Genomic DNA, 23,898 nt, shown 5'->3' with positions numbered 1-23,898 from the left:
TGATAGCTTTGAGCGGTCTTGAGAAAAAGGTTGTACATTGCGCTGTCAGATATGAATAAGAAACAAATTTCGCGCCTGTTAGGGTGTGGGTTACTTACTATTGGATTCCCCGTAATCGCTTTCGATTTTGAAGTAGAAGGGCTACAAGGAGAGCTGGACACCAACGTGTCTGCTTATCTATCTGCTATCGATCCTAGCGAATACTCAACGTCACTTCGTTTTCAATCCCGAGTGGAAGATAATATTCAGAAGGCATTGAAGGCACTAGGTCATTACCAGCCTGAGATTGCTTTTCAAGTTGGGGAGGATTCTCAATCCCTTACGGTATTGGTTGATCCAGGACCAGTGGTGGTGATTCGCACCAGCGATTTGATCATTTCAGGGGAAGCAGCAACGGATCCTGATTTCATTCAGCTTCGCAATGATGCCAAGCTTGGGGTTGGTGAGCCGTTGAACCACAGTGCTTACGAATCTTACAAATCAAACTTACGAAATTTAGCATTAAGAAAAGGTTATTTTGATGGCGAGTTTGGTCAGACTCGTTTAGAGGTCTCTCCCGAGCATAAACAAGCCTTTATCACCATAGAATTCACCAGTGGTCAGCGCTATTACTTTGGTGAGACTCGAATTTTTGGTAGTCAAATCCGCGAAAGCCGAGTGCGATCACTCGTGCCTTTTGAAGCGGGTGATCCTTATCTGGCATCTAATATTGGTGAGCTTAATCAGAGCTTATCTAATACTGAGTGGTTTTCTTCTGTGCACGTTGAACCCGATCTTAGTTACATCGGAAAACAGCGTGAATTACCGATGAATATCAACCTCGCTCCGCAGGCTGAAAACCAGATAGAAACAGGCTTAGGCTATTCGACAGACATTGGTATTCGAGGCAAACTCAGCTGGAAAAAACCGTGGCTCAATAATCGTGGGCATAGCTTAGACAGCAGTATGTCTCTTTCTGTGCCTGAACAAGCCATCACCGCTAGCTACAAAATTCCGCTAGAAGATGTGTTACGTGAATATTATGAAATTCAATACGGAATGAAGCGTACTGATAAATATGAAACCAAGAGCCTAGAGCATAACCTAGCGGTGAAACGACACTGGAAATTAGATTCGGGTTGGCAAAGAACCGCTTCCGTAAGATTCCTATACGACGACTCAGAAGAGCGCGGCCAATCTCGTATCTCTAAATTCGTTTTGCCGGGATTTAGCTTCAGCCGTGCCCGTGTTCGTGGTGGCGCAATGCCCATGTGGGGAGACAAGCACCTGCTTACCGTTGAAGCCGGCAATGAAAGCCTGCTCTCTGACACTGGCATTTTAAGAGTGCAGGGGCGAACCGCCATCGTTCGCAGTGTGGGTGAAAATCACCGTGGGTTAGCGCGTTTCGATGCGGGCGGTGTATTTGCCGGCGAATTTGACAAAGTCCCTCGTTCTTTGCGTTTCTTCGCTGGTGGTGATAACAGCATCCGTGGCTATGGGTATGAAGATATTCCGACGACCCAACCAGAAGATAAATTCAGTGGCGGTAAATACTTAGCTGTGAGTAGCCTAGAGTATCAATATCGAGTTTATGGCAATTGGTGGGCGGCAACATTCGTTGATTACGGCGATGCATGGACAGATACACCCGAGTGGAAAAAAGGTGTTGGTGTGGGTATTCGATGGGCTTCGCCTGTGGGTCCAATCCGGCTAGATTTTGCTTGGGGATTGGATAAAAAACCTGATGAAAGATTTGCCATTCACTTTACGTTGGGGCCAGAGCTATGACCCGTACTGTTGCTAAATGGCTAGTGCGCTTTGCCCTTTTTATTCCGTGTTTTGTTCTTGTTCTGTTACTTCTATTGGGTGGCTTACTGTTCACGCAAGCGGGGTTGAACCTTGCTATGTGGGGAGCGCAAAAAGCATTGCCCCAACTCACTGTAGACGAAGTTGAAGGGGCGATACTCACGGGTATAACGCTTCATCAAGTCAATTTTAGTGATCCCGATTTATTTATCGAACTACACGCTAAGAAAGTGCAACTCGAACTGGATGCAGAATGTTTATTTGAACCCCGAGTGTGCATCGATAATCTCGCTCTAGAATCATTATCCTTCGCTCTTACAGGCACAGTACCTACTCAGGAAGAACCAACACCTTCAGAGCCACTCACCGAGATCACGTTACCTATTCCTGTCTCAATCAACCATGTTCAGTTGAATGATATTGCGCTTGATGTGTTGGGCACAGAGATCAAGTGGAAGTCGTTTTCAACAGCGGCGACGATGGAAGGTCGAGTGCTGACGTTGCACCCAACAAAGTGGGATGGCATCGATATTACACTTGCTCCAACCGACACCAACGCTTCGGTCGAAAAAGCGTCGACGGACAAAGCTGCAACGGACAAAAACGCAGACATTGAACTTCCAGAAGTATTGATTCCGCTGGATGTCGTTGTAGAAGGGTTTGATATTCATAACTTTGCTTTGCATGGTGAATCGCCAGTGAAGGTGAATCATTTGGGATTAAAAGCGAAAGCGAGCGATCATTTGGTCAGCATTGAAAAGCTAGCCTTGGATATGCCAGAAGTCACCGCAGACGCTAGCACTGAGATCGAACTGAAGGGGGATTACTCCCTTCCGAAATTGACCCTTAATGCCAAACTCAATCAGACTGAGTTAAAAGGGCAAACCTTGTCGCTAAAAGCAGAAGGTAGTGTGGCGGAACTCAACCTTAACGCTGATTTTGGGGGCGTCATCAAAGCGCACCTTGAAGGAAACCTAAAGCCGCTACAGGCTGTTCTGCCTTTCGATCTGTCTTTGTCACAAGGGGAAGTGCAATGGCCTCTTACTGGAAAATACGATTATCGTTCAGACATTGAAAGCATTGATATTAAAGGTAACTTGGATGCGTATCAGATCTCCCTTGCGTTAAAAGCGCAGGGCAAAGATATTCCGGATTTAGACCTCGATACGTCAGCGAGCGGCACATTAGAAAGTATCGATGTACACAGCTTAGTTCTCAATACGTTAGGTGGTCGAGTTTCTGGTCAGGTTGAAGCTGATTGGTCCAAGTTAGTGAAATGGAACACTACGCTCGGTTTAGACAGCATACAGCCGGGGTTACAATGGCCAGAAGCCGAGGGCAATATCAGTGGCAGTATCACGACCAATGGCTCCTTAACCGAAAGTGGTGGTTGGAAAGTGGGTGTCCCACTATTGGCTATCCAGGGTTTAATCCGCGACTACCCGTTGTACATCAATGGTCAATTGGATGCTGCGGACATCAATAAAAGCGGTGAACCTAGCATTCATACTGAAGGGCTGGAGCTATCTCATGGTCCTAATAACCTATTTGTGTCGGGCTCATTGGATAAACAGTGGGGGCTGGATGTAGAGCTAAACTTCCCTGAGTTTGTTAAGTCGATTCCGGAACTTCGTGGGCACATGTACGGCAAAGTTAACTTGCGTGGTGAATTTGAAGAACCCCAAATCAAGGTAGAATTGAGTGTTAACGAAGTCGATTGGAAGCAAGAAGTGACGGTGGAATCCGTTGCTCTATTTGGCGATATCTCACCTCTACCTGCTCCGAAAGGCGATTTGTCATTAGTCGTTAAAAACGTGAAAGCGCAAAATCAATACATCGATAACGTGGATCTAGAATTCTCAGGTACACAGGAAGCCCATCAGCTTACGTTAGATGTGTTATCCGATTTGGTGTCTACAAGTTTGAAGGTCGTCGGTGGGTTAACTGATAAACCAGAAATGGTATGGCAAGGCGAATTACAACGCGCAGAAATTACATCCGAACAAGGCACGTGGACATTAGCCGATAAGGCGGTATTAGGCTTTAACATGGCAACCAATCTGGCAAGTGTTCAAGCCCATTGTTGGAATCAACAAGATGCGTCATTATGTTTAACCAAAGACCTCTCTGCGGGGGAAAGTGGTGAGGCGAATATTGCTATTAAGCAGTTTAACTTTGAACAGATTAAGCGCTTCGTCCCACAGGAAACCGACCTTCAAGGTGAAGTTAATGCGACAGCGTGGGCGAGCTGGGCACCAAACGCCAAGCCTGAGCTAAAAGTGTCTGTTTCTTTACCAGAAGGGCAGGTTACACAATCGTTGGATGCACCGGTCACACTTGGGTGGAACAACATAACGTTAGATGCCGAGTTACAGAACGATAACTTAAGAAGTCGCTGGTCATTGGATTTAGTCGACAACGGTGTGATTGATGGTCAGGCGAATATTGCAAATGTGCAATCCAACAATCAGACCATTGATGGCAAGTTGGGGATTCGCGATATCCACCTCGGTATGCTCAAGCCTTTGCTGGGTGAATTCAGCAAAGCGGATGCCAATATCCATTCTGATCTCAGTTTCAGTGGCCCCTTGCTTCATCCGAAATTACAGGGTGATTTTGTCATCGAGAAACTGATTGCCAAAGGTGACATTACTCCTGTTGATGTCAATGAAGGTCAAATCTCCGTTGCCTTCAGCGGGTACGATGCAGTTCTGAACGCACAAATTCACACGCCTGATGGCACGCTCAATTTAGACGGTGATGGAAACTGGGCAGATCTAAAAGCGTGGCGTGGCAACTTAGCCGTTTTTGCTGAAGAGTTGAACGTGAAGCTACCGCCAATGGTTCACATTAAAGTGAAGCCAGATCTTAAGATTTCAGCGACGCCTGAGCTCGCTAAAATTGAGGGCGACATTCACTTACCGTGGGGGCGCATTGAAGTGGAAGAGCTACCGCCAAGTGCGGTTGGCGTGTCCAGTGATGAAGTATTACTGGATGAAAACTTCAAGCCTGTAGAAGAAAAGCAGCCTTTGCCAATGAACATTCAAACCAATGTGAACGTAAAGATTGGTGACGACTTCCGGTTAAGTGCTTTTGGTCTATTGGGTAACCTAAAAGGGGATTTAAAAGTCTCTCAACGTGATAAAGGACCTTTTGTCGTTGGGGAAGTCAACATCCTCGATGGTTCGTATCGCTCATTTGGACAAGACTTGCTGATTCAGAAAGGGAAGATTTTGATGAATGGTCCTGTGGATCAGCCTTATGTGGTGATCACCGCCATTCGAAACCCAGACAATATCCAAGATGATGTCACCGCGGGTATTCGTGTCGATGGACCAGCGGATAATCCTCAGGTATCGATATTTTCAGACCCTGCCATGCCGCAAGCCAATGCGTTGTCTTACCTATTGCGTGGTAGAGACATCGATGCTGAAGCGGGTGGAAACTTAATGACCACCACGTTGATCGGCTTGAGTTTAGCAAAAAGCGGAAAAGTGGTCGGAGAGATTGGCCAGGCATTTGGTGTACAAGATTTGCAATTGGATACGGCAGGTTCTGGTGATGACTCTCAAGTAACTGTGAGCGGGTACATATTACCCGGCTTGAAAGTCACTTACGGAGTGGGTATTTTTAACTCACTTGGTGAATTTACCGTGCGTTATCGCTTGATGCAGGATTTGTATGTTGAGGCGGTTTCTGGTCTTGATAGTGCGGTAGATTTGATTTACCAGTTCGAATTTGATTAAGGCGTGAGCCTGATGGAGAGTGCGATGGAACAGCTGGTGTTTGTGTATGGGACGTTGCGACAAGGCGAAGACAATCATCACTTTTTGGAAGGGTGCGAGTTGGTTGCCCAGTTTCGGACAGGGCCTGCATTTGCTTTGTACGATTTAGGGCATTACCCAGGAATGGTACAAGGTCAGCAGGAGATCTGCGGTGAAATCTACCGGATCAATGCGCAAATATTGGCAAAGTTAGATCACCTTGAAGATGTGCCATACGAATACCGCCGTGAGAAAATGTCGACTCCATTTGGCGAAGCATGGGTCTATCTCTATCAAGATGGCAGCCAGTTATCGGAGCCAATCGACTCGGGCGATTGGTGCCAGCGCTTTTAGTTCTGTAGAACGGTACTGGCGGTGAATGAGTTTTTTGTTTATCCAAAAACCGTTAAAGCAATTCAAGTAAAACAGCCCAGTTGATACTGGGCTGTTTTTTTATTTGTGGAATGCTATCCAAAGCAGAGTATGTTTTTCCAAGTTTAGGTTAGTAGTTCCAAGTTCAGGTTATTTATTCTGCGCTCGATCATAAGAGGTCTGGATTTCCTCTCGTGCGGCGGCAGCGTCTGCCCAGCCATCGACCTTTACCCATTTACCCGATTCAAGCTCTTTGTAGCGCTCAAAAAAGTGCGTAATTTGTGCTTTTAGTAATTCAGGGATGTCATTCACATCTTGGATATGTTCATACTCTTTTGAGAGTTTGCTGTGAGGTACGGCTACAATCTTGGCATCTTCCCCAGACTCGTCGGTCATTTTCAAAACCCCCACAGGACGACAGCGGATAACAGAGCCGGGAATAAGTGGGTGCGGTGTCGGAACAAGCACGTCCACTGGGTCACCATCTAGCGATAAGGTGTGGTTTACATAACCGTAGTTGCATGGGTAGAACATGGGGGCAGACATGAAACGGTCCACAAAAACCGCGCCAGAATCTTTATCGACTTCATATTTGATCGGATCTGCGTTTGCTGGAATTTCGATTACGACATAAATGTCATCAGGCAACGATTTACCCGCGGGTACATTGTTTAAACTCATTGTGCTTTCCTTTTCTAATGAATTTCACTGTACATAGCTTAAGCGAATTTACCGTATCCTGCTATTCCACTTTAGACCAAAACACGATCCACTTTAGACTAGGTCAGCGCCAAAATTAGAGCGTAAGCCCATCGGTTTTGGAGGGGGTGTGACTAACAAAAATAAGAAATCCCCGCCCAGCTCAATAAAGCCGGCGGGGATTCCTCGTATTTATGCTTGGCGGATTCAGTCTTGATTCAATTCAAGAAATTCTTCCACTTTGCGAACCATATTTTTAGAACCCACAAAGAAAGGCACGCGCTGGTGCAGCTCGGTAGGTTTGATTTCCATGATGCGGTTAACGCCATCGGAAGCCACACCACCTGCTTGTTCAATCAAAAACGCCATTGGGTTGCATTCGTACAACAAACGCAGTTTTCCATTCGGGTGACTTTGGGTACTTGGGTAAAGGTAGATACCGCCTTTAAGCAAGTTACGGTGGAAATCAGCCACCAATGAACCGATGTAGCGGGACGTGTAAGGGCGACCTTCTTCTGGCGAATTTTCCTGACAGTACTTGATGTACTTTTTCACACCTGTTGGGAAGCGGATGTAGTTACCTTCGTTAATGGAGTAAATCAAACCATCTTCAGGGATCATCATATTTTCATGAGACAGACAAAAAACGCCGAGTGATGGGTCATAAGTAAACCCATGAACCCCTTTACCCGTGGTGTATACCAGCATGGTTGAAGAACCATAAATGATATAACCAGCCGCGACTTGTTTGTCTCCTGGCTGGAAAAAGTCTTCTTCTGTTGCTGGCGTGCCAATAGGTGAAACACGTTTGTAAATAGAGAAGATAGTGCCGACGGAAACGTTTACGTCAATGTTTGAAGAACCATCCAGTGGATCCATTAAAACAACGTACTTCGCATTTTGATTGAGTTCTTTATTGAATGCGACCGCTTCGTCTTCTTCTTCACTGGCGACACCACAAACCTGATCGCGAGCTTCAAGTGCAGCTTTGAATTTTTCGTTGGCGTAGACATCAAGCTTTTGCTGAGCTTCGCCCTGTACGTTTTCAGTGCCGACGGCACCCGTTATATCGACAAGACCCGCTTTGTTGATTTCTCGGTTTACAATTTTGGCAGCAAGCTTAATTGAACCGAGAAGAGAGGATAGATCGCCACTGGCGTGAGCGAAGTCGTTTTGCTTTTCAACAATAAACTCGCCTAGAGTGCGTATCTCAGACATGTTTGTTCCTTTGTTCAGTTTCCTGGGCTGAGATCTAAGCTACCGACGACGCAGACTGGGGAAGGTCAAGTTTCTCAAGGGTTCACAGTTAAGAAACTAGGTCGTGTGGTTGAGCTCAGATACAATAAAGTCCCAATCTAAGTTGGGTTGCCTACCCGATAATTGTAGGGGTATCTGGGTTTCATTTATTATTGTATAAGTTGAATCTTTTTAATGGTAATGAAGTAACATGCTGATCCTTGAATAAATTTAGTTGGACATCACACTTTTATACTCACATTTCGCTGACATAAATCAGGCATGATAAGAAGCCAGTAAAGACGTCAAAACAGACTAGGAATCGTAATTTATGCATATTCATATTTTGGGAATTTGCGGGACATTTATGGGCGGAGCGGCGGTATTAGCTCGTCAAATGGGGCATAAAGTCACGGGATCTGATGCCAATGTTTACCCCCCAATGAGCACGCTATTAGAATCTCAGGGTATCGAAATTATAGAGGGGTTTGACCCATCTCAATTGGAGCCGAAGCCAGACTTGGTGGTGATTGGTAATGCAATGAGTCGCGGAAACCCTTGTGTAGAATATGTACTGAATCACAATCTTAAATACACATCAGGCCCCCAGTGGCTGCAAGAATTTTTGTTGCATGAACGCTGGGTGTTGGCGGTATCCGGAACGCATGGCAAAACGACCACATCGAGCATGCTAACTTGGATCCTTGAGCACTGCGGTTATCAGCCCGGATTTTTAGTTGGGGGGGTGCTAGGCAATTTTGGTGTTTCGTCTCGTCTTGGTGAAAGTATGTTTTTCGTGGTCGAAGCGGATGAGTATGACAGCGCTTTTTTTGATAAACGTTCTAAGTTTGTTCATTATCACCCACGAACGTTGGTGATGAATAATCTTGAGTTTGATCATGCAGATATCTTCGACGACTTGGATGATATTAAGCGACAGTTCCATCATTTGATCCGTACCGTGCCTGAAAATGGCCGCATATTTTCCCCAATTAATGACGAAGCGCTTGAAAGCGTGCTTGATCAGGGCTGTTGGAGCGAACAAGAAAAGACAGGCTTCAATGGCGACTGGCAATCCGAAAAAATCAAATCAGACGGCAGTGAATTTAACGTTATCTTCCAAGGCAAACATGTTGGCAAGGTTTCTTGGAACCTCATTGGTGATCACAACGTCGATAATGCACTGATGGCGATAGCGGCGGCGAGGCACGTGGGTGTTACGCCTGACTTAGCATGTGAAGCTCTGGCGTTATTCGTGAATACAAAAAGACGCTTAGAGCTGAAAGGCGAAGTGAATGGTATTACGGTTTACGATGATTTTGCTCATCATCCAACCGCCATTGAACTAACGTTACAAGGATTACGTAATAAGGTTGGTGAAGGCAAAATTCTAGCAGTGCTAGAACCTCGCTCCAGCACGATGAAAATGGGCGTCCATAAAGAAACACTCGCCAATGCACTAAGCACTGCCGATTCCGTCTATTTGTTTCAGCCAGATAATATTCAATGGTCAGTCGACGATGTTGCGAGTCAATGTCACCAGCCGGTACAGACCAGCGATGACATAGATACGCTGGTTACACGTATCGTCGAAGAAGCTAAACCAGGCGATCAGATATTGGTGATGAGCAATGGGGGATTTGGTGGGATTCATGATAAGTTACTCAATGCACTCGCAGCTGATACGCTAACCTAAGAGTGGATCGATTTTTCAACGCAAGAAGTAAGAATGACTCAAAAAAATAAAGCCATTACGTTGGCATTTACTGGGGCATCCGGAGCACCTTATGGGCTCCGGCTACTGGAATGCCTACTCGCCGCAGATTACACCGTCTATTTGTTGATATCTTCCGCCGCGCGAGTGGTGATGGCAACGGAACACGGGCTGAAACTTCCTGGTTCTCCAGATGGCGCGAAAGAAAAGCTGGTTGAACACCTTCAATGCGATGCGGACAAGCTCATCGTTTGCGGTAAAGAAGATTGGTTTTCACCTGTAGCTTCAGGTTCGGCAGCACCGAAACAAATGGTTGTTTGCCCTTGTAGCGCAGGCAGTGTGGCTGCCATCGCCCACGGCATGTCGGATAACCTTATAGAGCGTGCTGCCGATGTGGTCATGAAAGAGCGTGGGCAATTACTTTTGGTTGTTCGTGAAACGCCTTTTTCTACTCTGCATTTGGAGAATATGCACAAGCTCTCGCAAATGGGTGTCACCATTATGCCTGCCGCACCGGGATTTTATCACCAACCAACCAGCATTGATGACTTAGTCGACTTTATGGTTGCACGCATTCTTGACCATTTAGGTGTCGAGCAAGGATTGGTCCCTCGTTGGGGGTATGATCAGCGCAATTAGTCACAATCGAGAAACGATTGAAGTAATTGCATATGGCTAAGTTCATAGAAGTCGATAAAATAGAGCCACTCTCATCGGGGTGCTAAATGAATAGGCGATGTTTGCATCGCCTATCTTATGGCTGAGATAAACCTTTGGTTTGAACCCGTACACCTGAACCAGATAATACTGGCGTAGGAATTGAGCGCGGAAATTTACCCCTCTCAACACCTGTGCCGCTCAACAATGGATAGGAGCGACCAGTGAAATACGCACTGACTACCGTAGCACTTGCTACACTTGCTGCCACACCGGCATTCGCCGCAGAAAATACGCTAACGGTTTACACGTACGACTCTTTTGCTGCGGATTGGGGACCGGGTCCAACGGTCGAAAAAGCGTTTGAAGCTCAATGCGGATGTAATCTAGAGTTTGTTGCACTTGACGATGGCGTGACCATTCTCAATCGCTTACGCCTTGAAGGTAAAAACAGCAAAGCGGATATCGTTCTTGGTCTTGATAACAATCTAATGGCTGAGGCAAAGAAAAGCGGTTTGCTTGCCGAACATAGCGTTGACACGACTAACGTGACGATCCCTGGTGGCTGGAAAGACAGCACATTTGTCCCTTACGATTACGGCTACTTTGCGTTTGTTTACAACAAAGAAAAACTCACTAACCCACCCAAGAGCCTAAAAGAGCTGGTTGAAAAGCGTGATGATCTTAAAGTGATTTACCAAGATCCACGCACCTCGACGCCTGGTCAAGGTTTAATGCTGTGGATGAAATCGGTGTATGGCGACAATACGACGGATGCATGGAAACAACTGGCCAAGAAAACCGTCACTGTAACGAAAGGCTGGTCTGAAGCGTACTCAATGTTCTTGGAAGGCGAGTCCGATCTTGTACTCTCATATACAACATCTCCGGCGTATCACTTAATTGCAGAAAAAGACGCGAAATACGCTGCTGCCAATTTTGCTGAAGGTCATTACACTCAGATTGAAGTCGCGGCAAAAGTGAAGGCGAGTGAGAATCAAAAATTAGCCGACGAATTTATGGCGTTCATTCTAAGCGATGAGTTCCAATCTGCGATGCCAACAGGCAACTGGATGTACCCAGTAACTGCAGTTGAACTTCCTGAAGGCTACAACACGTTAACCGTTCCAGCGAAAGCCTTGTCTTTCTCTTCAGATGAAGTCGCTGAGAGCAGAAAATCGTGGATTAAGGAATGGCAAAACGCCCTGACTTTCTAAGTTTTACATTATCGACAAGCCATGCATAATGCGTGGCTTGCTTGTATATGCATAGGCTCATTCTGCTGTGATTCGAAATGTACCTAAAGTCGGGATAGTCTTCGCGACGGTTATCTTAATCTTTGTTGTTTCCGCTTTGTGGGCATTATTGTCAAATGCGCCTTCTCTGAATCCTCTCCAAATATGGTCTGATCCATATTATCGCCATGTTACCCAGTTCAGCTTTTATCAAGCATTTCTGTCTACATTACTCAGCGTAGGGTTTGCTATTCCTGTCGCGCACGCACTGTCTTACCGACAATTTCCCGGTAGAAGCTTACTGCTTAAGCTGTTTGCGAGCACGTTGGTGTTACCAGTCTTAGTCGGGGTATTCGGAATATTAGCCATATATGGCAATAGTGGTTTGATTGCCGATTGGCTGAAAGATAATGGGATGTCTTTGCCTTTTTCAATTTATGGTTTGAACGGCATTTTGCTCGCCCATGTGTTTTTTAACCTGCCGTATGCAACGCGGCTACTGCTTCAAGCGTTAGAGAGTATCCCGCCAGAGCAACATAAATTATGTGCCCATTTAGGGATGTCCCGCTGGAATAAGTTTCGTTGGGTAGAATGGCCTCGATTGGCAACGCAGCTCCCTCAAGTGTGTGGTTTGGTCTTTATGCTTTGCTTTACGAGTTTTGCTACTGTTATGGCACTCGGCGGGGGACCGAAATCAACGACGATCGAATTAGCTATCTATCAAGCGATAAAATTCGATTTTGATCTTCAAACGGGTGCGTTGCTAGCCATGTGGCAAATGCTGTTGTGTGGCGTACTCGCCATCAGTGTTCAAAAGCTATCAAAGCCTTTGTCTGTGACTTCGGGAAGCCTGAAACCATTGCCTATGTATTCTGATAGCCGTAAAGCCAAAGCTTGGGACACCATTTGGATAGGTTTAGTGATGATGTTGGTGTTGCCGCCTCTAACGATGGTTGTGTTAAGCGGCCTTAACAGCAAAGTATTTATCGTATTATCGGATGGTCGTTTTTGGAACGCTGTGCTTTCCTCGCTTCAGGTCGCCTTATTAGCCAGTATTTCTGCGTTGCTATTGGGCGCAGCGATTTTGTCGACTAGCCGAGTATGGCGACTCAAAAAACAACATTTTCGTGCCGATAAAATAGAATTGGCGGGTACCATTATCCTCGTCACACCGGGCTTAGTGATCAGTACCGGGTTGTTTTTATTGATCAGAGAAATAGCCGACGTATTTAGCCTAGCATTTTGGATTGTCGTTGCAGTGAACTGTTTAATGGCATTGCCTTACGTTATCAAAACATTGTCGCTCCCTATGTATCAATTGGTTCAACAGTATCAATATCTAACAGCAAGTTTAGGTATTCGAGGGTGGAATCATTTTCGCCTAATGGAGTGGCGAGCACTGCGAAAACCCTTTGCCCATGCTTTCGCTATAAGCTTTATGCTATCTATGGGCGATCTTAGCGCGATTGCTCTGTTTGGTAGCCAAGAGTTTAGGACTCTGCCTTTGTATTTATTTCAATTACTTGGAAGCTACCAAATGGAAGCGGCAGCAGTGGTTTCTTTGTGCCTTTTACTTCTGAGTGTGTTGAGCTTTTCACTTGTTGAAGCCCTATTTAAACAGAGAGTTCCCCATGACCATTCTTAGTTTACAAGATGTGCATTACCGCTATAACGATGAGCTGTTTAGGTTTAACTTAGATGTGAGTGAAGGCGATATCGTTTCATTGATGGGGCCAAGTGGCGCAGGAAAATCTACGTTATTGTCGCTGGTGGCAGGTTTTATTCAGCCACAGTCAGGGCAGATCCTTGTCGCGGGGCAATCGGTTTTAGGGTTACCGCCACACCAGATTCCTTTGTCTATGTTATTCCAAGAAAACAACCTATTTGCTCACTTAACCGTGCGTGAAAACATAGGGTTGGGTATAGAACCTAGCTTAAGGCTTTCTTCAAAACAGAAAGGGCAGGTAGAAGAAGCGGCGGTAATGGTCGGGATCGGTGACTTTTTGGATCGACTTCCAGAGCAGCTTTCTGGCGGACAGAAACAGCGAGTGGCATTGGCGAGATGTTTTGTTCAGCCTCATTCCATTTGGCTTTTGGATGAACCTTTCTCAGCGCTTGACCCTGTCATTCGTGAAGAAATGCTCTCGCTGGTACAAACGTTAGCCAAAGAGAGAAACATTGCCATCGTGATGGTGACGCACCACGTTAGCGATGCGAAATCCATTGCCACTCAATTTGCTTACATGTCAAAAGGGGAGGTGCGTTCGATATTGCCTATAGAGGAGTTAGTTGCAACAAACTCAAACCAAGAAATAGCGGTATTTGTTAAAGCCGGTGAGTAGATCAATACTCTAGGTGATGGTTGTACATGTCGATAAAAGCTTCGGCGTTTGTGAAAAGCGTTGCCACTTCAATGATGACACTTTCTTCTTTAGCTTGAGAAGACAGCGATCCAAATGCAGTGTAGTAGCTCACCTCGTCTACGTTGTTTATACCGACGTTGGTTAATGGAATCAGTTTGTGAGTTTGTAGGATCTCCTTATTGAGGGCGTTAACGTCTTTTACGTTACGTTCTGGGAATAGAATACTTTCTATGACGATCTGATGTTCAGAAATACTTAAGTAGGCAATTAAGCTGTCTTCTTTGTTGTTGATGATTAGCGTTCCTGAATCAATGGAATCAACTTCCCATCCTCTTCTCGTGTCTATTAGTTTCTGCAGTCCGCCTAATGTCCATGACACAATAATAATCCTTTAAAATCAGCTGGTAAGGTCATGGAGTATAGAGAATAAGTGACTTATGGCAACACACGATAATTGTGCCTTGTTGTCAATGAAACCTCTATTGTTACGAATAGTGTCAATATATCTACTTGTTATAGTAAGCGTATTTTTAGGCAAGTTATAAATGTTGCTTTCCAATTTATATTTATATTTTTTTCAGCAGTCATGATTATTGGGATATGCATCACTCTTTATTCTTTTTTTACGAATTCTATGGGGAGGGAATCACGTTTATTTCTAATTAAAATAAGCGTGAAACGTTAGGTTAAAAATCCGTTTATTATAAGTTTAGTGAATAACTTTTTACTCGTTTATCAATTTACTTTTATTCCTGACCATTTGAAACCTTTTCTCTCATTTAATTTATTTTAGGTAACAAAATAAATAATATCCGGATCTTTCTTATCCAATATTTATTAAATTGGGATATTCTTCACGCAAAATGCAACCGGTTGCGCTTTTTTGTTAATCCAGTTTTTGATAGAGTTTTTATAGTTCATTAATTGATCAACTGGAGTGAGTTATGAAAAGGATATTGCTTTGCTGCAGCGCAGGTATGTCTACGAGTATGCTAGTTAAGAAAATGGAAGCAGCCGCAACGGAACAAGGGATTGAATGCAAGATAGATGCGTTGTCTGTCAGTGCATTTGAAGGTGAAATTCAAAACTACGACGTTTGTCTTCTTGGCCCACAAGTGCGTTTCCAGCTGGAGGAAATGAAGAAGGTGACGGATCAGCATGGTATTAACATCGCTGCGATACCTCCTCAAACCTACGGAATGATGAAAGGTGATGAAGTCTTAAAACAAGCACTCTCACTGATTAAGTAAAACGAATTTAATTTAAGCCTTATAAAACCTGATTATATTAATTAATCGGGAAGGGGCTCTTATATCCAAAATATGGGTTTTAATTATGAAGATTTATGAAGCAATGATGAAAGTTGTAGAACAACATATTGCGCCCTTGGCTGCAAAAGTTGGCGCACAACGGCATGTTAGGGCAATGAGAGACGGTTTTATTGTCGCGATGCCTTTTATTATTGTCGGAAGCTTTATTTTAATTTTTGCGTTTCCACCATTTGATCAAGATACCACGAATGGATTCGGGCGTGCTTGGCTTAATTTTGCTTCGACGCATTTCGACACCATTATGATGCCTCACTTTATGTCGATGGCCCTGATGGGATTATTTGTATCCATGGGGGTAGCTTACAGCTTAGCGAAATCGTACGGAATGGATGGCATTACCAGTGCCGCTCTCGCATTAATGAGTTTTTTACTGGTAGCGGCTCCTGCAAAAGAAGGCATGTTATCCATGCAATACCTTGGTGGTACGGGGGTGTTTACTGCCGTACTTTCTGGGTTCTTTGCTGTAGAGCTTTACCGTGTAATGAAGAAATACAACATTACGATCCGGATGCCAGAACAGGTTCCGCCTGCTATTCAACGATCTTTTGAAGTGCTACTGCCAGTATTGGTTGTATTCCTAACGTTGTACCCGCTTAGTATTTGGTTGCAAACACAGCACGACATGTTGCTTCCTCAAGCGATTATGGAAGCGTTCAAACCATTGGTGAGTGCCTCAAATACGCTACCAGCGATTATCGGCGCTTTGCTGTTGTGCCAGCTATTGTGGTTTGCTGGTATTCACGGTGCGGCCATAGTTGTTGGTTTACTTGGCCCTATTTTCCTCACGAACCTTACCGTTAACATTGAAGCATTTGTTGCAGGTGAAGAAGTACCTAACGTCTTTACTCAGCCATTCTGGGATTTCTATATCTTTATTGGCGGCTCTGGCGCAACGTTGGCGTTAGTTGCGTTGATGTCATTCAGCCGCTCCGCTCACCTGAAAAGTTTGGGAAGAATGAGTGCGGTTCCGGGTCTATTCCAAATCAACGAGCCGGTTATTTTTGGTAGCCCAATAGTTATGAACCCAACACTGTTCTTACCGTTTGTTGTTGTGCCAATCATTAATGCAACGATTGCGTATATTGCTGTCCATACCGGTTTTGTTGGAATGGGGGTGGCGACAATGCCATGGACGACGCCAGCCATCATAGGCGCATCTTGGGGAGCGGGCTGGACATTAACACCTGTACTTCTCGTTGCCGTGTTGTTTGTTATCGATATCGTTCTTTATTACCCGTTCTTCAAAATATTTGAGCGCGAGCTTCTTGCCCAAGAAGAGCAGTCTGAAACAACAGAAGAATCAGCAACACCTGCTCGTGGAGAAGGTGTCACCGCTTAACTAATTGTATTTGGAGCCTGGCGACGGCTCGTCAGGCTCTAGAATTTGGAGAGAAAAATGGAACAAGAAGCAGTTGTAATGGACATTATCTGTAATGCAGGTGAAGCCAGAAGTTTATGTTTTGAAGCGCTTGCAAAAGCGAGAGCGGGTGAATTGAGCCACGCCAAATCTTCCCTAAGTCAGGCAAAAGAATGCTTGAACCAAGCACACCTTACTCAAACTCAGCTTATCGAAGCGGATCAAGGTGAGGGGAAAGTGCCGATGACATTAGTCATGGTACATGCCCAAGACCATTTAATGACGACAATATTGGCACATGAAATGGCAACAGAAATGGTTGTACTTCACGAACAGTTGGCAAAAAGGTAGGTAATGATAATGGCTAGAAAGGCTCTGAAACTTGCGATTATTGGTGGGGGGAGTAGCTATACCCCGGAATTGGTAGAAGGCGTTCTCACTCGAATCGATCGTTTGCCTGTGAGAGAAATCCATTTTGTTGATGTTGAAGAAGGGCAAGAGAAACTGGAAATCATCGCTGCACTTTCAAAGCGTATGGTTGAAAAAGTAGGTGCAGACATTGAGATAAAAGCATCATTAGATCGAAGAAGCGCAATTAAAGATGCTGACTTTGTCATGACTCAATTTCGAGTAGGTGGGCTTCAAGCTCGGGCGAATGATGAAAGAATTCCACTGAAATACGATGTTATAGGGCAGGAAACCACTGGACCAGGGGGATTTGCTAAGGCGTTAAGAACTATCCCTGTGATACTGGATATATGTCGAGACATTGAAGAGCTGGCGCCCAACGCTTGGATGTTGAATTTTACAAACCCTGCTGGGTTGGTCACTGAAGCTGTGCAGCGACATACCAACGTAAAAAGCATCGGGCTGTGCAATGTACCTGTCTCCATGAAAATGATGGTCGCAGAAATGATGGATTGTCAGCCAGACGATCTTCAATTGGAATTCGCAGGGTTAAACCACCTTGTTTGGGTTCACCAAGTTTGGCTACATGGCGAAGACATTACCGAAACCGTATTGGAGAAAGTAGGGGATGGTGCCAACTTCAGTATGAAAAATATTTTTGAAGAACCGTGGGATCCCGATTTCTTATATGCCCTAGGTGTAATCCCTTGTCCGTATCATCGCTATTTTTATCAAACAGAAGCGATGTTAGAAGAAGAAAAGCAATCCGCTCAAGAAATTGGCACTCGTGCAGAACAAGTTATGCAAACTGAAAAAGAGCTGTTTGAACTTTATCGTGATGTCAATCTCGCTCATAAACCAGAGCAATTGGAACAACGAGGGGGCGCGTATTATTCTGATGCTTCTCTCAATCTTGTTGATGCGATTCACAATAACTTGAACGCAGTACATGTTGTCAATGTTCGAAATAATGGGACGATTCACACATTGCCGGACGATGCGGTGATTGAATGCAGTGCGGTTGTGGGAAGCTTTGGTGCGAAACCTCTAACTGTCGGTCCGTTTCCAGCTGAAATTCGCGGTTTGATACATCAAGTAAAAGCGTATGAAGAACTTACCGTCGAAGCGGCTGTGTCAGGCAGTTATGAGAAAAGTCTAATGGCATTAGCAAACAACCCACTGGTTCCTGATATTGCGAAAGCAAAAGCGATATTGGATGAAATATTACAAACTAACAAACCGTATCTGCCTCAATTTAAGGAGGCACTTTAGCCCGTATGATGGCAGAAGTAGGAGGACAGCATGCACGTAATATTCAATGCAGATGATTTTGGTTTAACTCATGGAGTAAACCAAGGAATCAAAGACGCTCATTTAAAAGGTGTCGTGAATTCAACAACACTTATGGTCGGAATGAGTGCCGACAAAGAAGCGGTAGAATTGGCAAAAGCGTTACCGAATTTAAAAGTAGGGATTCATCTACGTTTTACTGCAGGAAAGCCATTAACAAATTTGCCAAATCTGTTAGGTGAAGATGAGTGCTTTCCGGTTCAACCCGACTTTTGGTCGCGCAGGGACTTTTGCGCAGATGCGGTGGAATCAGAAGTGCGGGCTCAGCTTCGATATTTCGATGAATTAGGGCTGACATTAAGCCATATTGATAGCCATCATCATGCGCATAGACATCCTCAAATATTGCCTATTGTTGAACGAATCGCTGCTGAACGAGGTGTTCCATTGAGGGAACAGTCTATTGATGGAGTTCGGTATCAATTTACTGACAAGTTTTTTGATGACACCGTTTCAATGGATGCATTACTTTCCTTAATTGCGACCTATAAAGATCGATGTGATGTCCTTGAAGTGATGTGTCACCCAGCAAGGATAGATGAACATCTCGAACAGATATCCAGCTATGTGATTCCAAGAGAAAAAGAACGAACGGTTCTGACCGATCCGCAACTCATATCTTCACTAAAAGGTATGGGAGTAACGGTTTCTGATTACTCTACCCTTACGTTGTTGGTGGAGTCCACCCAGTAAAATAAAGTAGCTGCCACTTTGGAACCCCCTAAACCTTAATTCCAATGTTTGAATCTGGCAGCTTGCTTTTTTCTCAGTTAGATTGAGTCACATTAGGTCAGCAGACCCCAGTATTAAAAGGAAATCGAGAAAGCATGGCGAGAATCAAAGACGTTGCTTTGTTGGCTGGCGTAAACCGTTCTACCGTCTCTAGGATTATTAACGGTGAAGGGAAGTTCAGAGAAGAAACAAAAAGGAAAGTCGAGCAAGCGATGGCAGAGCTTAACTATCGTCCTAGTGCGATAGCACGCTCTTTGGCGACCGCCTCAAGCAACATGACAGGGCTACTTGTCACATTTTACACTGGTGGCTTCTTCGGAGAGATGATGGACCAAGTGCAAAATGAACTGGATAAGCACAAGAAGTTTTTAATCACCGCTCAAGGGCACCACAGCGCAGAAGGCGAGCGAGAAGCGATACAACGCTTTCATGACTTAAGATGTGAAGGATATGTGCTTCACAGTCGCTATATGAGTGATGAAGAGTTGCGAGAGCTCGCTTCCCTACCCACACCATTTGTGTTGCTTGATCGTTTTGTTGAAGGGCTAGAAGACAGGTGCATCACCTTTGATCATGAAAACGCGGCATTTATTGCCACATCACATTTAATCGAAAATGGGCACACATGCATAGGTTGTATTGCTGGACCAAGTGAACGGGTCAGTGCTAAGAAACGATTATCTGGATTTATAAAGGCGATGGATTCTCGAACTATTCCGTGGAGCGATAGTTTGATAGCAGAAGGAGATTACGGGCGTGAAAGCGGCTACTTAGCTGCGAAAAAACTCGTATCTCAAAACCCAGATCTGACGGCTGTATTTTGTACGAGTGAGGAAATGACAAGTGGTGCAATGCAGTATTTTCATGAAAATGAAATTCGAGTACCTCAAGACATTTCTATAGTCAGCTTTGATAGCGTTTACGTTTGCGAAAGCTTTTACCCAACCGTTTCATCTGTTCAATTCCCAATTAGTAAAATGGCGCGCTCTGCCGTAGAAATTCTAACAGCCAAAATTCAGGGGAAAGAAACCAGTGCTGCACAAGAGTTTGAGCCTGAATTGATCCGAAGAAAAAGTGTTTCCTCCCTCCAAGCATAAAGGCTGTGAATAGACGCTTGATTCTAGAAAGAAACGATAAAAGTAGGTAAAGCAATAACACCCCATTCTTAGACTATAGTTAAAACTGCACATTCATTAATTTGGGGAGAATTCAATGGATCAAGCGAACTTATTATCAAGAATAAATGAATTGCCTAAAATTCGAAAAGTCTTACAGGAACTTGTCGAGATGGTGAATCGAGACGAAGTCGACCTGATGGAGCTTTCACAAAAAATTGCCATGGAACAGGTAGTCTCTGCACGTATTTTAAGGTTAGCTAACTCCGTTCACTTTGGACGAAGCAGAACGGTTGCTTCAATCGATGAAGCTGTTATACGTCTAGGGACCGAACCGATCAGAACATTAGTCGTGGTATCAGTATTGACGAGCGCCTTCCCTAAATTTGAAACAATGGATGTGACTGAATATTGGAACAATACATTTGAGGTCGCCACTATCGCGAGTAACATTGCGAAAGAAATTGGTCTAGAACCTAACCAAGTATTCACCGCCGGTATCCTTCACAATATAGGTGAACTAATGATTCATGCGTTAGCGCCAGAAGAAGCAAAAAAAATTCAAGAGCGGGTGAATGAAGGTGAAGATGCAGAAATAGTGCAGCGTGATGTTCTTGGAACTTCAGCCTGTGAGCTAGGTGCTAAACTGGCGACGGCGTGGAAGTTCGCCCCTCAATTGGTGGACTCTATCGCTCACTGCCTCAATCCAGAAAAAGCGGAAGAAGAACCTAAAATTGCGTGGTCTCTGCATTTGGCGAGGCAAATAAATTTCGATTGGGATGATATTGAAGAGGAAGATGAACGGCTCGAATATATTGAGTCAAACCAAGACGCAAAAGTACTGGGTTTATCAACCACTTTTGTACCCACTTTAGAAAATGTTAGAGGGCAAGGAAGGGATCTTGCCGCTCAAATGGTGTAACGAAATGTATTAAAGGGGTTTGGATACCCCTTTTTTTCTTTATAATGTCAACGCTCAATTGGAGAGTATTCGCAAACCCTCCAACTAAACCAAGAGTGTTGAATGTGTAATAACATACTGAATATTATTCATAATGTTACCAAAATCAAACTAAGCGAACGTAATGTAAAGCGCCATTAGAGCTTTTGTTCCTAATAATGTTAGATTTGTCATTCTGCTCAATTCGCAGCGAAAAAAACGTAACTTAGGAATAAATCGATTCAGTGTGGCCAGTATAAAAATTACGGTCGATCGCATTCAGCCAGGTCTTCATGTCAGACTGCCTGTGAATTGGAAAGATCACCCGTTTCTTCTCAATAGCTTTAAGATCAAATCCCAAGACCAAGTGGACATCATTCGTCACTTGGGGATTAAGCACGTCTATATCAATCCACTTCAAAGTGACGCTGAACCATTACCTGCAAATGAAAGCTCAGACAACGTAGAGCAAGAAAGCGAACTTGAGCTAGCTAAGAAAAAAATGTGGGAAGAAAAACAAGCTCGAATTGAAAAGCTAAACGCCTACCGTAGGCGTGTAAGTAAATGCGAGAAAGAATTCGAACGTTCTTTATCACAACTTCGATCTGTGATGAGTAAAATCCGCAATCGACCAGCTGATGCCGTTAATGAAGCCACCATTATGGTGGACGAAATTGTCGACAAACTCTTGGCGGATAACAACGTTACACTGCATCTAATGAGTGGGAAGAGTAAGTTCCAAGATATTTACTTTCATTCTCTGAACGTTGCAGTTATTGCAATGATGATCAGTAAAAGCAAAGGATTCAAAGCCGAGCAAATCAAAGAAATTGCATTTGGCGCCCTGTTCCACGATATGGGTAAAGTGCGAGTGCCATCTGCAATAATCAACAAGAAAACCAAATTGTTGGCTCCGGAAGTGAATTACCTGAAGCTCCACACTAAGTATGGTCTGGAAATAGCAGAAAAAATTGAAGATTTTCCTTCGAGTGCCAAACGCATCATTACACAACACCATGAGTGTACCGATGGTAGTGGCTATCCGGACGGATTAAAGGGCGACCAAATTGATGCGTATGCGCAGATAGTAGCACTTGCTAATGCCTATGATAATTTATGTCACCCAAGAATAGAGGCAGATCAGAAGATTCCATTCAGCGCGCTGTCTCATCTCTATAAGAAATGCAAACATCTATATAATAATGAAAACCTGAATATTCTCATAAAGTTTATGGGAGTGTATCCACCAGGAACCGTCGTCCAGTTGTCTAATGAAATGGTAGGGTTGGTCATTTCTGTTAACGCCCAGAATATTCTCTACCCGAACGTATTACTTTATGATTCTAACGTGCCTCGAAATCAGGCGCCTATCCTTGATCTTGCAGACAGCGATCTGAAAATTGTTTCGGCTATCTTACCGAACAAGCTTCCAGACAAGGTTAGGGAATACTTAAATCCAAGGACTCGGATATCTTATTACTTTGAGAGTGACGCGTGATGTCTTCTCAAAATGGCTACAAAATGGATGTATTGTAGTCACTAGTTTGTCATGTGTTTGACTTCAACCTTAGTTTTAAATGCAGACACTTGGCAAACGAAAGATGCTCTGATTTTATAACCATCTATACAGATGCTTGGGTTCATAGCAACGAGACGTTGTGGAATCCTTTGTACATTGGAGTGTAACTATGCAGTCAACGACACAAACAGCAAAGCCAGAATACCTGCTCATGGCTTTGCGACAAACAATAAAAGATGAAGGCATTACCTACAATACTTTGGCGCAGCAGCTTGGTGTGCCACTTTCATCTTTAAAAAGACATCTTCACAATTCTTCTATTCCTCTAGAAAAGTTACTGACCTACTGTGTGGGCGCTGGTATCAACCTTTCGGAACTTCACCAAGTCGCGCTTAAACTTCAATTCAAGAACGAGAACTTCTTCAATGAGATTCAAGATGACGTATTTTTTGAATTTCCTCAGCTATACGACTTCTACCGTGAACTTCGTCATAGAGAAAATGAGCTGCATCTTATGCAGGAAGAATACGGGCTGGATGACGCGTGTACCTATCTTTATTTGAGAGCGTTAGAAATCCTAGGTCTGATTCAGTTAGGTGAAAGTAACCGTTTCTCTTTTATTGGTCCTTATCATTATCAAATGTCCAGTACTTCAAAGCTGGGTCTGCAATATCTAAAAAGCTTGAAACAGCAGGCGTTGGAAGCCAAAGACGCTGCGAAAGTGATATGTGGGCGAATGTATTTATCAGATGAGCAGCTTGAAGCCATCGAAACTAAGTTAAATGAAGAGATTCTTCGGACGCATAATGAAAACATGGAGCATGGAAGAACCGAGCCCCAACATTTACGTAATATGATGTTCTTCGAAACGAAGTATAAGAAGGTACTTTTTTCTGATGGAATTGGTCCTTTACCTAATGACGTGCTCAATCGGGTCAAAAATATGATCAGTGAAGACGGAAATCTTTGATTTATCCACAGGTAAGTGTGGGTAAATTGTGTGAATAAAGGGGGTAAAATTGGATTCGTATAAAAGTTGTTCATACGGCTCTTTATTTCCAAAAAAATGTCTTTTTAGTATTGCCAACCTCAAATAACTCCCTATAATGCCGCCTCACTGACACGGCAGACGCCACAAGGCTTCAGCGTTAAATGTCAGTTAGGCTTCTAGCTAAAAAATAGATAATTTGTTTCTCCTTTGAAAAAAGGGAAATTAAAAAAGAAAAAGTGTTTGACACTGATAATTATCTCGCTAGAATGACCGCCTCTTCGCAAGGAAGCTTAGCGACTTACGAAGAAAGCTCTTTAACAATATAGACCT

At 44.1% G+C, this 23,898-nt stretch carries 20 protein-coding genes and 1 riboswitch; of the genes, 17 read left to right on the top strand and 3 right to left on the bottom strand.

Features of this window, described 5'->3' with window-relative positions:
* The first annotated feature begins 51 nt into the window (after positions 1-51).
* The 3 genes from CW749_RS05695 to CW749_RS05685 are packed head-to-tail and all read left to right on the top strand — an operon-like array spanning position 52 to position 5,903.
* The gene (locus CW749_RS05695; RefSeq protein WP_101111085.1) at positions 52-1,767 is read left to right on the top strand and encodes an autotransporter assembly complex family protein; all 1,716 of its coding nucleotides are present in this window, start codon (positions 52-54) and stop codon (positions 1,765-1,767) included.
* Positions 1,764-5,531, top strand: a complete 3,768-nt coding sequence (locus tag CW749_RS05690) for a translocation/assembly module TamB domain-containing protein (RefSeq protein WP_101111084.1) — start codon at positions 1,764-1,766, stop codon at positions 5,529-5,531. Before CW749_RS05695 ends, CW749_RS05690 begins: the two co-directional genes overlap by 4 nt.
* A gap of 24 nt (positions 5,532-5,555) precedes the next feature.
* Positions 5,556-5,903 (top strand): gamma-glutamylcyclotransferase, encoded by a 348-nt coding sequence (locus CW749_RS05685; RefSeq protein WP_101111083.1) that lies wholly within the window; start codon positions 5,556-5,558, stop codon positions 5,901-5,903.
* Between the two features lie 168 nt (positions 5,904-6,071).
* Here the strand turns inward: CW749_RS05685 and ppa are convergent, their stop codons facing one another.
* The gene (gene ppa, locus CW749_RS05680) at positions 6,072-6,602 is read right to left on the bottom strand and encodes an inorganic diphosphatase (RefSeq protein WP_101111082.1); all 531 of its coding nucleotides are present in this window, start codon (positions 6,600-6,602) and stop codon (positions 6,072-6,074) included.
* A gap of 225 nt (positions 6,603-6,827) precedes the next feature.
* A complete protein-coding gene (gene fbp, locus CW749_RS05675) occupies positions 6,828-7,838 on the bottom strand; it encodes a class 1 fructose-bisphosphatase (RefSeq protein WP_101111081.1) in 1,011 nt (336 codons plus the stop codon).
* Positions 7,839-8,187: 349 nt separating this feature from the next.
* On the opposite strand from fbp, the gene mpl reads away from it, so the two are divergent.
* The 5 genes from mpl (at position 8,188) to thiQ (ending at position 13,804) form a co-directional block, all read left to right on the top strand.
* Positions 8,188-9,552, top strand: coding sequence for a UDP-N-acetylmuramate:L-alanyl-gamma-D-glutamyl-meso-diaminopimelate ligase (mpl, locus tag CW749_RS05670; RefSeq protein WP_101111080.1), 1,365 nt, complete (start codon positions 8,188-8,190; stop codon positions 9,550-9,552).
* Between the two features lie 33 nt (positions 9,553-9,585).
* A complete protein-coding gene (locus CW749_RS05665; RefSeq protein WP_101111079.1) occupies positions 9,586-10,209 on the top strand; it encodes a flavin prenyltransferase UbiX in 624 nt (207 codons plus the stop codon).
* Between the two features lie 65 nt (positions 10,210-10,274).
* A riboswitch (TPP riboswitch) is annotated at positions 10,275-10,406 on the top strand.
* A 45-nt stretch (positions 10,407-10,451) separates the two neighbouring features.
* Entirely contained in the window at positions 10,452-11,444 is a 993-nt protein-coding gene (gene thiB / locus CW749_RS05660; protein WP_101111078.1) for a thiamine ABC transporter substrate binding subunit, read from the top strand.
* Between the two features lie 67 nt (positions 11,445-11,511).
* On the top strand, positions 11,512-13,107 hold the full coding sequence (gene thiP / locus CW749_RS05655) for a thiamine/thiamine pyrophosphate ABC transporter permease ThiP (protein WP_180958333.1): 1,596 nt from the start codon (positions 11,512-11,514) through the stop codon (positions 13,105-13,107).
* Positions 13,100-13,804, top strand: a complete 705-nt coding sequence (gene thiQ, locus CW749_RS05650; RefSeq protein ID WP_101111258.1) for a thiamine ABC transporter ATP-binding protein — start codon at positions 13,100-13,102, stop codon at positions 13,802-13,804. The genes thiP and thiQ overlap by 8 nt, the downstream gene beginning before the upstream one ends.
* Before the next feature lies 1 nt (position 13,805).
* Here the strand turns inward: thiQ and CW749_RS05645 are convergent, their stop codons facing one another.
* The gene (locus CW749_RS05645; protein WP_101111077.1) at positions 13,806-14,204 is read right to left on the bottom strand and encodes a DUF2170 family protein; all 399 of its coding nucleotides are present in this window, start codon (positions 14,202-14,204) and stop codon (positions 13,806-13,808) included.
* A gap of 565 nt (positions 14,205-14,769) precedes the next feature.
* Here CW749_RS05645 and CW749_RS05640 point away from each other — a divergent pair.
* The 9 genes from CW749_RS05640 to CW749_RS05600 all read left to right on the top strand — a co-directional run bounded on the left by CW749_RS05640 (position 14,770) and on the right by CW749_RS05600 (position 23,547).
* Positions 14,770-15,075: a PTS sugar transporter subunit IIB gene (locus CW749_RS05640; RefSeq protein WP_101111076.1), complete on the top strand. Its 306-nt coding sequence runs from the start codon at positions 14,770-14,772 to the stop codon at positions 15,073-15,075.
* An 85-nt stretch (positions 15,076-15,160) separates the two neighbouring features.
* Positions 15,161-16,495 (top strand): PTS sugar transporter subunit IIC, encoded by a 1,335-nt coding sequence (locus CW749_RS05635; RefSeq protein ID WP_101111075.1) that lies wholly within the window; start codon positions 15,161-15,163, stop codon positions 16,493-16,495.
* A gap of 57 nt (positions 16,496-16,552) precedes the next feature.
* A complete protein-coding gene (locus CW749_RS05630) occupies positions 16,553-16,864 on the top strand; it encodes a PTS lactose/cellobiose transporter subunit IIA (protein ID WP_101111074.1) in 312 nt (103 codons plus the stop codon).
* A 9-nt stretch (positions 16,865-16,873) separates the two neighbouring features.
* A complete protein-coding gene (locus CW749_RS05625; protein WP_101111073.1) occupies positions 16,874-18,193 on the top strand; it encodes a 6-phospho-beta-glucosidase in 1,320 nt (439 codons plus the stop codon).
* A gap of 30 nt (positions 18,194-18,223) precedes the next feature.
* Positions 18,224-18,964, top strand: a complete 741-nt coding sequence (chbG, locus tag CW749_RS05620; RefSeq protein ID WP_101111072.1) for a chitin disaccharide deacetylase — start codon at positions 18,224-18,226, stop codon at positions 18,962-18,964.
* Positions 18,965-19,098: 134 nt separating this feature from the next.
* Positions 19,099-20,100 carry a LacI family DNA-binding transcriptional regulator gene (locus tag CW749_RS05615; protein ID WP_101111071.1) on the top strand — a complete coding sequence of 334 codons (1,002 nt, stop codon included), beginning with the start codon at positions 19,099-19,101 and terminating at the stop codon, positions 20,098-20,100.
* A 115-nt stretch (positions 20,101-20,215) separates the two neighbouring features.
* Positions 20,216-21,040, top strand: coding sequence for an HDOD domain-containing protein (locus CW749_RS05610; protein ID WP_101111070.1), 825 nt, complete (start codon positions 20,216-20,218; stop codon positions 21,038-21,040).
* A gap of 265 nt (positions 21,041-21,305) precedes the next feature.
* A complete protein-coding gene (locus tag CW749_RS05605) occupies positions 21,306-22,556 on the top strand; it encodes an HD-GYP domain-containing protein (RefSeq protein ID WP_101111069.1) in 1,251 nt (416 codons plus the stop codon).
* A 190-nt stretch (positions 22,557-22,746) separates the two neighbouring features.
* On the top strand, positions 22,747-23,547 hold the full coding sequence (locus tag CW749_RS05600; RefSeq protein WP_101111068.1) for a helix-turn-helix domain-containing protein: 801 nt from the start codon (positions 22,747-22,749) through the stop codon (positions 23,545-23,547).
* The last annotated feature ends 351 nt before the right edge of the window (positions 23,548-23,898 follow it).

The organism is Vibrio sp. vnigr-6D03 (assembly GCF_002835515.1).
Classification (GTDB): Bacteria; Pseudomonadota; Gammaproteobacteria; order Enterobacterales; family Vibrionaceae; genus Vibrio; species Vibrio penaeicida.
The sequence above is the reverse complement of the archived record's forward strand: the minus strand, read 5'-3'. Positions and strand labels throughout refer to the sequence as shown.